We start from the raw sequence: 7,809 nt of genomic DNA, 5'->3' as shown, positions 1-7,809 counted from the left end.
GCCTTCCAGCGGGCCCTCCGGGCGCTTCGTTCTTTCGTGTTTCCAGCTTACCAGATGTTTTCCGCTCCGTTTTCCGGAGTTTCATTCATCCGATTTTCCGAACTGGTCGGGCCGCTTTTCGCGACGACCACCACTTTAGCGCATTTCAAGAGTGACTCGAAATTCACGCTCACACCTGTTGGCAGATACGCCGACGAACCCAACCGAATGGGCTTCGAAGTGTGAGAGTGGGTCTTGCTGAGTGGGGTGGCCGCTCTAGCGACTCGTTCAACACTAGGCCACCTGGAGGACATCGTCAAACGTCGAGGGCGGGATCCGGCTGGATCCCGCCCTCGATCGTCGAAGCCGCAGCTCAGCGGCGTCGGTTTTCAGTCACTCAGTCGCTCAGTCGCTCAGTCACTCGGCCGCGTTGGCCGACTCGGCCGACGCCGGCACCAGCTCCGCCGCCGCCAGGTTCCGCTTGCCGCGGCGCAGCACGAGCCAGCGCCCGTGCAGCAGGTCGGCCTCGGTCGGCACCGCCTCCTCGTCCGTCACCTTGACGTTGTTGAGGTAGGCACCACCCTCCTTGACCGTCCGGCGGGCCGCCGAGCGGCTCGGCGCCAGGCCGACGGCGACCAACAGGTCGACGATCGGCTGGAGTTCGGTGACCTCGGCCTTCGGGACCTCGGCGAGGGCCGCGGCCAGGGTCTGGGCCTCCAGGTCGGCCAGGTCGCCCTGCCCGAACAGGGCCTTGGATGCGGCAACCGCGCGCTCGTACTGCTCGGCGCCGTGCACCAGCGTGGTGAGCTCCTCGGCCAGGGCGCGCTGGGCGAGGCGGGCGGCGGGGCGCTCGGTGGTCTCGCGCTCCAGCTCCTCGACCTCCTCCTTCGAGCGGAAGCTGAAGATCCGCAGGAAGTTGGAGACGTCCCGGTCGTCCGCGTTCAGCCAGAACTGGTAGAAGGCGTACGGGGTGGTCAGCTCGGGGTCGAGCCAGACCGTGCCGGACTCGGTCTTGCCGAACTTGGTGCCGTCGGCCTTGACGATCAGCGGCGTGGCCAGCGCGTGCACGGACTTGGCGTCGGCCTTGCGGATCAGGTCGGTGCCGGCGGTGAGGTTGCCCCACTGGTCGCTGCCGCCGGTCTGCAGGGTGCAGCCGTAGCGGCGGTTCAGCTCCAGGTAGTCCATGCCCTGGAGGATCTGGTAGCTGAACTCGGTGTAGCTGATGCCCGCGTCGGAGTTGAGGCGTCGGGCGACGGCCTCCTTGGCGATCATGTTGTTGACGCGGAAGTACTTGCCGACGTCGCGCAGCAGGCTGATCGCCGACATCCCGGAGGTCCAGTCCAGGTTGTTGACCATGCGCGCCGCGTACGGGCCCTCGAAGTCGAGGAAGCGCGAGATCTGGCCGCGCAGGCGCTCGACCCAGCCGGCCACCGTCTCGGGGTCGTTGAGCACGCGCTCGGCGGTGGGCTTCGGGTCGCCGATCAGGCCGGTGGCGCCACCGACCAGGCCGAGCGGGAGGTTCCCCGCCTGCTGGATGCGGCGCATGGTGAGGATCTGCACCAGGTTGCCGAGGTGCAGGCTGGGGGCCGTCGGGTCGAAGCCGCAATAGAACGTGACCGGGCCGTCCGCGAACGCCTTGCGCAGTGCGTCCTCGTCGGTGGACAGGGCGATCAGCCCACGCCACCGCAGCTCGTCGACGATGTCCGTCACGGTCACGCTTCTCCTTCGATCGGGCGTCCGCCCGTTGTCGGCCCGGTTCGGTTCGGTCGGGCTCCGGGTCGGTACGACTCCAGCCTGATAGAGCCTACGCGGTTCCGGCCAGCGAGTTTTCCCCGAGGCACCGGGTCGGTCGGCCGGGGTCCCTCCCCCGGGTTCCTCCCCGATACCGGAAATTCCGTTGTTAGTCGGCTGTGGGCCCATTCAGAGTGGTTTCACCGCCGCGCGGCGGCAGTGACGTGTGTGGAGACGGTCGTGCCGCCGTGGCACGCCCGTGGGAAGGGTGTGCCGAGTGCGCAACACGCTGGTTCTGAACGCGAGCTACGAGCCCCTGACGACGGTGTCGCTCCAGCGCGCCGTCGTCCTGGTGCTCCAGGACAAGGCGGTGGTGGAGCAGGCGCATCCGTTGCGCTCGATCCGGGGTACGGGCGTGGTCGTTCCGGTGCCCCGGGTGATCAGACTGCAGAGGTACGTGAGGGTGCCGTTCCGACAACAGGCCCCGTGGTCGCGGCGGGGAGTCCTGGCCAGGGACCAACACCTGTGCGCGTACTGCGGGCACCGGGCCACCACGGTGGACCACCTGCACCCCAAGTCGCGCGGCGGCGAGGACAGTTGGCTGAACACGGTGGCCGCGTGCGCCGAGGACAACCAGCGCAAGGCCGACCGGACGCCAGAGCAGGCCGGGATGAAGCTGCTGCGGCGCCCGTTCGTCCCGACGCCGCAGGCGACCCTGATGCTGGCGCTCGGTCTGCGCGGCTCGGAGGCCCGGGAGCTCGCCGACTGGCTGCCGGCCGTACCGGGGCAGCCGGTCACAGCGGCCTAGCGACGGTTCAGCCCTTCGCCTGGAAGCCCGCGGCCGTGCCGTAGTTGGCCGCGTGCTCGGGCACCACGACCACCTGCCCGCCACCGATCAGCACCCGCCCGGAGAGCAGCAGCGAGCCGGTGCCGGACGGGAAGTTGCCGCCGACCGCCTCCTGGCCGCCCGCCAACGGGAAGCGGCCGAGGCGGGCGGGCTGGTCGCGGCGCTCGTCGGCGGCCAGCACCAGCGAGCCGCCGTCGATGCCGACGGCCCTGGCGGTGCCCTTGGCCGCGGTCGGCGCCTTCCAGCGCTGCTTGCCGGTGTCCAGGTCGTAGCCGACCGCGGACACCGGCCCGCCCGGGTTCGCCGGGGTCATCGCGGCCACCATCGTGCGGCCGTCGAAGAAGACCTCGGGGGTGGCCGAAAACGTTCCGTGGGTGACGGCCAGCCGACCGCCGTCGGTGACCACCGGGATCTCGGCAGCCGGGTCGCCGGCCGCTCCCCAGGCGAACACCCGGTCGTCCTCGGGCTTCGCGCCGGTGGTGAGCACCACGGCGGGTTCGGCGGAGAGCACGGTGACGGTCTTCGGCTGGTTGTTCAGGCCCCGCCACCAGCCGACCTTGCCGTCCGCCGCGTTCAGCGAGACGGCCTGGTCGGCGGGCGTGGAGTCGGCGCAGGTGGAGGCGACCAGCACGGTCTTGCCGGTGACGCCGCCGGACAGGGTGCAGAACTTGCCCTGGCCGGTGTACTGCCAGACGTCCTTCCCGTCGGCCGACGCCCAGGCCACCGCCCGGTCGTCGCCGACCGCGATCACCATGTCCTCGGTGACGCCGATCCGCGCCGAGTAGGCGCCCTTGGCGTCCGAGAGGGTCTTGGTCCAGGTGGTCCTGCCGGTCTTGGTGTCCACGGCGGCGACCAGCGTGCAGGGGCTCTTCGGGTCGGCCTGCGGCCGGAACAGGGCGGCGCCCAGCCCGGCCTGGTTCACGCCCGCGGACAGTCCGCACGGGACGGCCCCGGCCGCCGGGGGCTCGACCGACCAGGTCGGCTTGCCCGCCGTCCGGTCGTAGGCGTGCACGCCGGAACCGTCGGCGCGGACCACCGCGTCGGCCAGCAGCCAGCTGCCGACCAGCGTGTCGTCACCCGCGGGCTGCGCGGCGGCTACGGGCTGCGCGGACCAGGCCTTGGTGTGCGCCACCGCGAACCCGGGCTCGCCCCCGCTGCTCGCGGCCGCACTGCCGCCGCCCTCGGCGCCGACCGTCAGCGCGGCGGTTATCAGCACGCCGAGCGCCGCCACCCCGGCGCCGGCCCGCACCAGCAGGGCCCGTCGACCGGGCACGTGCTCCCCGGTCAGGACGGCCGACCGGACCTTGTCCACGAGCGAGGAGGCGGAGGCGGAACCGGAAGCGGAAGCGGAACCGCCGTCACCACGCCGGCCCGCACGCGAGCGCGCAGCGGGCTCGGCGGGCGCGGCGACCTGGTCACCGGCCTCCCCCACCGCCGTCGCCGGCTCCACGGGGGGTTCCGGGGATTCCAGGGACTCCGGGGATTCCTCCAGCCGCACGTACCCGTCGGCCGAGTACTCCGCCCCCGCCGGGACGTACAGCCCGTCCGCCATCGGCCGGTCCTGCGCCTCGGCGGCGTACGGCTGCTGCTGCCCGTGGCCCGGGAACGCCGGGTACTCGGAGTACGGCTGCTGGTACGGCTGGTACGGCTGCTGCCCCTGGGCGTACCCGCCCTCGACGTAGCCGGTCTGCCCGTACCCGCCCTGCTGGTCGTACGTCGGCTGCCAGTGGCCGCCCTGCTGCTCGTGGTGCGGCACCTGCGGCCACTGCCCGTGCGGCTCCGGGTGCTGCCACTGCGCCTGCTGCTGCGGGTCGTGGTACCCCGGCCAGTCCTGCTGCGGGCCCTGGGGGTACCACGGCTGCTGCTGGGCGTGGGGGTCTCCGAAGGGCTCCTGCGCCACCGTTCCGTCCCTCCCTGCCCCCGCCGGCTGCCGATTGCGGCAGTCAGCATCTCACGCCCGCCCCGGCCGCCCGCCTGGGCCCTCGGCGCGGGACGGACCGGGCCGGAACGGGACGGAGCGGAGCGGGCCGGAACGGGCCGGGCACGGCGGAGCGGGCCGGGCGAGGCGGAGTGAGCCCTCAGACCGCGGACTCCGCGCGCAGGGCCTCGTCGATCCGGGCGGCGAGGGTGAAGTCCAGGCCGGTGAGACCGCCCGCGCTGTGCGTGGACAGTACGAAGCGCAGGGTGCGCCAGCGGATGTCGACGTCGGGGTGGTGGTCGAGCGCCTCGGCCTGTTCGGCGACGGCGACGACCACCCGGATCGCGGCCGGGAAGTCGGGGGCGTCGGCGCTGCGGACGATGCTGTCGCCGTCCCGGTGCCACAGCGGCGCGGCCGCCAGGGCCGCCACGATCTCGTCCTCGCTCAGTCGGGCCCTGCTACTCATCGGTGCGCTCCGGGGGTCGTCGGTCGGACCGGCGGGGTGCCGGTCGGTCGGGGTTCCGGTCAGGCGGCCTTCCGGCGCGGACGGACCACCAGTTCGCCGCCGCAGTTGGGGCAGTTGGCGGCCATCGCCTCGGTGCAGTCGGCGCAGAAGGTGCACTCGAAGGAACATATCGAGGCGGGGCCGTCGGCGGTCAGCGACACCTCACAGCGCTCGCAGATCTCGCGCATCTCCAGGGCCATGGCACACTCTCCGGTTCACGTACGGCGGTTCGGTCGGTCGTACGATCCCACAGCCGTCCGACGCCCGGTCAACTCAGCTCAGCAGCAGCTTGGTGACGGCCGCGAGCCCGACCACCACGATGACCCCGCGCAGCGCGGTCGGCGGGAGGCGGCGGCCGACCTTGGCGCCGATCAGGCCGCCGACCAGCGAGCCCGCCGCGATCAGCCCGGCGGCCGTCCAGTTCACCGTCGTGGTGAACAGGAAGAACAGGGCGGCGACCCCGTTGACGATCAGCGCCAGCGCGTTCTTCACCGCATTGATCCGCTGCAGCTCCTCCTGGAGCAGCATGCCCATCAGCGCCATCAGCAGGACGCCCTGGGCGGCGCCGAAGTAGCCGCCGTAGATGCCGGTGAGGAACACCCCGGCCAGCAGCACCGGGCCGCCGTCCGGATCGCCGTCGGCGCGCCGCCGGGCCGCGACGGCCTTGGCCACCCGGGGCTGGAGCACCACCAGGACGAGGGCGAGCAGGATCAGCGCCGGGACGATCGCGTCGAAGGCGCCGCTGGGCAGTGTGGTCAGCAGCAGCGCGCCGAGCAGCCCGCCGAGCAGCGAGGCGGTGCCCATCCGGCGCAGCCGGCGGCCCTGGCCGGCCAGTTCGCGGCGGTAGCCGAACACGCCGCTGAGCGAACCGGGGACCAGGCCGAAGGAGTTGGAGACGTTGGCGGTCACCGGCGGGATGCCGACCGCGAGCAGGACCGGGAAGGTGATCAGGGTGCCGGAGCCGACGATCACGTTGATCATCCCGGCGCCGACGCCGGCCACCAGGACGGCGATCGCCTCCCAGAGCGTCATGGGTCACCCCTCCTCGTGGTCCTGTCCGAGGGGATCATGCCGGACGGCGCACCCGCCCGACCAGGGCCGACCACCATTCGGGACGTACGCCACACCACCGGTGCACCACCCGGGGCACCACGCGCGACCGCCACCAGGGCACCACCCGGGGCACCACCCGGGCACGGACCGGAGAAACGGCGGGGCCCGCCACCAGCAGGCAGCGGGCCCCGACCGGAAGACCGGTCCGGTCACTCCGGGTCGATCTTGCGGTACTCCCGCGCCGGGTCCACCCGGGGGCGGGCGGCACCCTTCTCGACGTCCACCGGCCGCGGCCCGGCCGCCGGGTCGAGTGGCACCTGGGTCGCCGCCGGGGGCGCCTGGGGAACGCTCGGCGCGGCCACCGCGCCGCCGTTGGCGCCGCCGCCGTTGCCGGCCAGGCCGGTGAAGGCACCGCCGAGGCCCTTGAGCGCGTCGCCGACCTCGCTGGGGATGATCCAGAGCTTGTTGGAGTCGCCCTTGGCCAGCTCGGGCAGGGTCTGCAGGTACTGGTAGGCGAGCAGCTTCTGGTCGGCGTCGCCGTCGTGGATGGCCTCGAACACCGTCCGGATCGCGGCCGCCTCACCGTCGGCGCGCAGCACCGCGGCCTGCGCCTCACCCTCGGCCCGGAGCACGTCCGCCTGCTTCTCACCCTCGGCCTTGAGGATCTGCGCCTGGCGCTGGCCCTCGGCGGTGAGGATCGCGGCGCGCTTGTCACGGTCGGCGCGCATCTGCTTCTCCATCGAGTCCTGGATGGAGGTCGGCGGCTCGATCGCCTTGAGCTCGACGCGGTTGACCCGGATGCCCCACTTGCCGGTGGCCTCGTCCAGGACGCCGCGCAGACCGGCGTTGATGACCTCGCGCGAGGTCAGGGTGGACTCCAGGTCCATCGAGCCGATGATGTTGCGCAGCGTGGTGACGGTCAGCTGCTCGATGGCCTGGATGTAGCTGGCGACCTCGTAGGTGGCGGCCCGGGGGTCGGTGACCTGGTAGTAGATGACGGTGTCGATGTTGACGACCAGGTTGTCCTGGGTGATCACCGGCTGGGGTGGGAACGGGACGACCTGCTCGCGCAGGTCGATCCGGTTGCGGACCCGGTCGATGAACGGCACGACGATGTTCAGCCCTGCGTTGAGCGTCCGGGTGTAGCGGCCGAAGCGCTCCACGATCGCGGCGCTGGCCTGCGGGATGACCTGGATCGTCTTGATCAGCGCGATGAAGGCCACCACGACCAGGACGACCAAAACGATAAGGACGGGTTCCACGGACTCTCCCCTAGACGACCAGGGCGGTCGCGCCCTGGATTTCGACGACGTCGACCTGCTGCCCGGGCTGGTAGACCTGGTCCGGGTGGAGCGCGCGGGCCGACCAGATCTCACCGTTGAGCTTGATCCGACCGCCCTCCCCGTCGACGGTTTCCGCGACGACCGCGGTGGCGCCCTGGAGCGCCTCGATGCCCATCTTGACCTGCGGGCCCTTCTGCAGCTGCCGGTAGGCGATCGGACGGACGAAGGCCACCAGCGCGACCGAGACCACCAGGAAGGTCACGGCCTGGAGGACCACCCCCACGCCCAGCCCGGCCACCCCGGCGGCCGCGAGCGCGCCGACCGCGAACATGGCGAACTCCGGCATCGCGGTGAGCACCAGCGGTATGCCGAGTGCTGCGGCGGCCAGGAGCCACCAGATCCAGCTGTCCACACGACCATCCTAGGGAGCGAAGGGCCTTCGAGGCGGACAGTTCCCGCAGGTCGAGGGGCGGAAACCGGTCGCCCGTGCGAC

9 protein-coding genes are annotated in these 7,809 nt (G+C 72.0%); 2 read left to right on the top strand and 7 right to left on the bottom strand.

From position 1 onward, the window contains the following. Positions 1-225: hypothetical protein (locus ACZ58X_RS39355; RefSeq protein ID WP_470338365.1), on the top strand; the 225-nt coding region annotated here is incomplete at its 5' end. Positions 226-396: 171 nt separating this feature from the next. On the opposite strand, the gene tyrS is transcribed toward ACZ58X_RS39355, so the two are convergent. Continuing rightward, the gene (gene tyrS, locus ACZ58X_RS39350; RefSeq protein WP_470338369.1) at positions 397-1,689 is read right to left on the bottom strand and encodes a tyrosine--tRNA ligase; all 1,293 of its coding nucleotides are present in this window, start codon (positions 1,687-1,689) and stop codon (positions 397-399) included. A gap of 298 nt (positions 1,690-1,987) precedes the next feature. On the opposite strand from tyrS, the gene ACZ58X_RS39345 reads away from it, so the two are divergent. After that, positions 1,988-2,518: an HNH endonuclease gene (locus ACZ58X_RS39345; protein ID WP_470338364.1), complete on the top strand. Its 531-nt coding sequence runs from the start codon at positions 1,988-1,990 to the stop codon at positions 2,516-2,518. A 7-nt stretch (positions 2,519-2,525) separates the two neighbouring features. Here ACZ58X_RS39345 and ACZ58X_RS39340 read toward each other — a convergent pair whose 3' ends face one another. From ACZ58X_RS39340 to ACZ58X_RS39315, 6 genes are all read right to left on the bottom strand, one after another. After that, complete coding sequence (locus ACZ58X_RS39340; RefSeq protein ID WP_470338363.1) at positions 2,526-4,457, bottom strand: outer membrane protein assembly factor BamB family protein; 1,932 nt, start codon at positions 4,455-4,457, stop codon at positions 2,526-2,528. A gap of 178 nt (positions 4,458-4,635) precedes the next feature. After that, on the bottom strand, positions 4,636-4,941 hold the full coding sequence (locus ACZ58X_RS39335; protein WP_470338362.1) for a 4a-hydroxytetrahydrobiopterin dehydratase: 306 nt from the start codon (positions 4,939-4,941) through the stop codon (positions 4,636-4,638). 59 nt (positions 4,942-5,000) lie between these two features. Continuing rightward, on the bottom strand, positions 5,001-5,180 hold the full coding sequence (locus ACZ58X_RS39330) for a DUF1272 domain-containing protein (RefSeq protein WP_360241223.1): 180 nt from the start codon (positions 5,178-5,180) through the stop codon (positions 5,001-5,003). Between the two features lie 73 nt (positions 5,181-5,253). Beyond that, complete coding sequence (locus ACZ58X_RS39325) at positions 5,254-6,012, bottom strand: sulfite exporter TauE/SafE family protein (RefSeq protein ID WP_470338361.1); 759 nt, start codon at positions 6,010-6,012, stop codon at positions 5,254-5,256. Between the two features lie 230 nt (positions 6,013-6,242). Next, entirely contained in the window at positions 6,243-7,295 is a 1,053-nt protein-coding gene (locus tag ACZ58X_RS39320; RefSeq protein WP_402490590.1) for an SPFH domain-containing protein, read from the bottom strand. Between the two features lie 10 nt (positions 7,296-7,305). Further along, positions 7,306-7,728, bottom strand: coding sequence for an NfeD family protein (locus ACZ58X_RS39315; protein ID WP_470338360.1), 423 nt, complete (start codon positions 7,726-7,728; stop codon positions 7,306-7,308). Positions 7,729-7,809 lie beyond the last annotated feature (81 nt).

It is taken from the genome of Kitasatospora sp. NPDC040550 (assembly GCF_055594965.1).
This window is presented reverse-complemented; position numbering and strand designations above follow the sequence as displayed.

Coding starts and splice junctions, on each gene's coding strand:
- ACZ58X_RS39325 (WP_470338361.1), bottom strand. CDS start 6,012: ATGACGCTCTGGGAGGCGATCGCCGTCCTGGTGGCCGGCGTCGGCGCC.
- ACZ58X_RS39335 (WP_470338362.1), bottom strand. CDS start 4,941: ATGAGTAGCAGGGCCCGACTGAGCGAGGACGAGATCGTGGCGGCCCTG.
- ACZ58X_RS39330 (WP_360241223.1), bottom strand. CDS start 5,180: ATGGCCCTGGAGATGCGCGAGATCTGCGAGCGCTGTGAGGTGTCGCTG.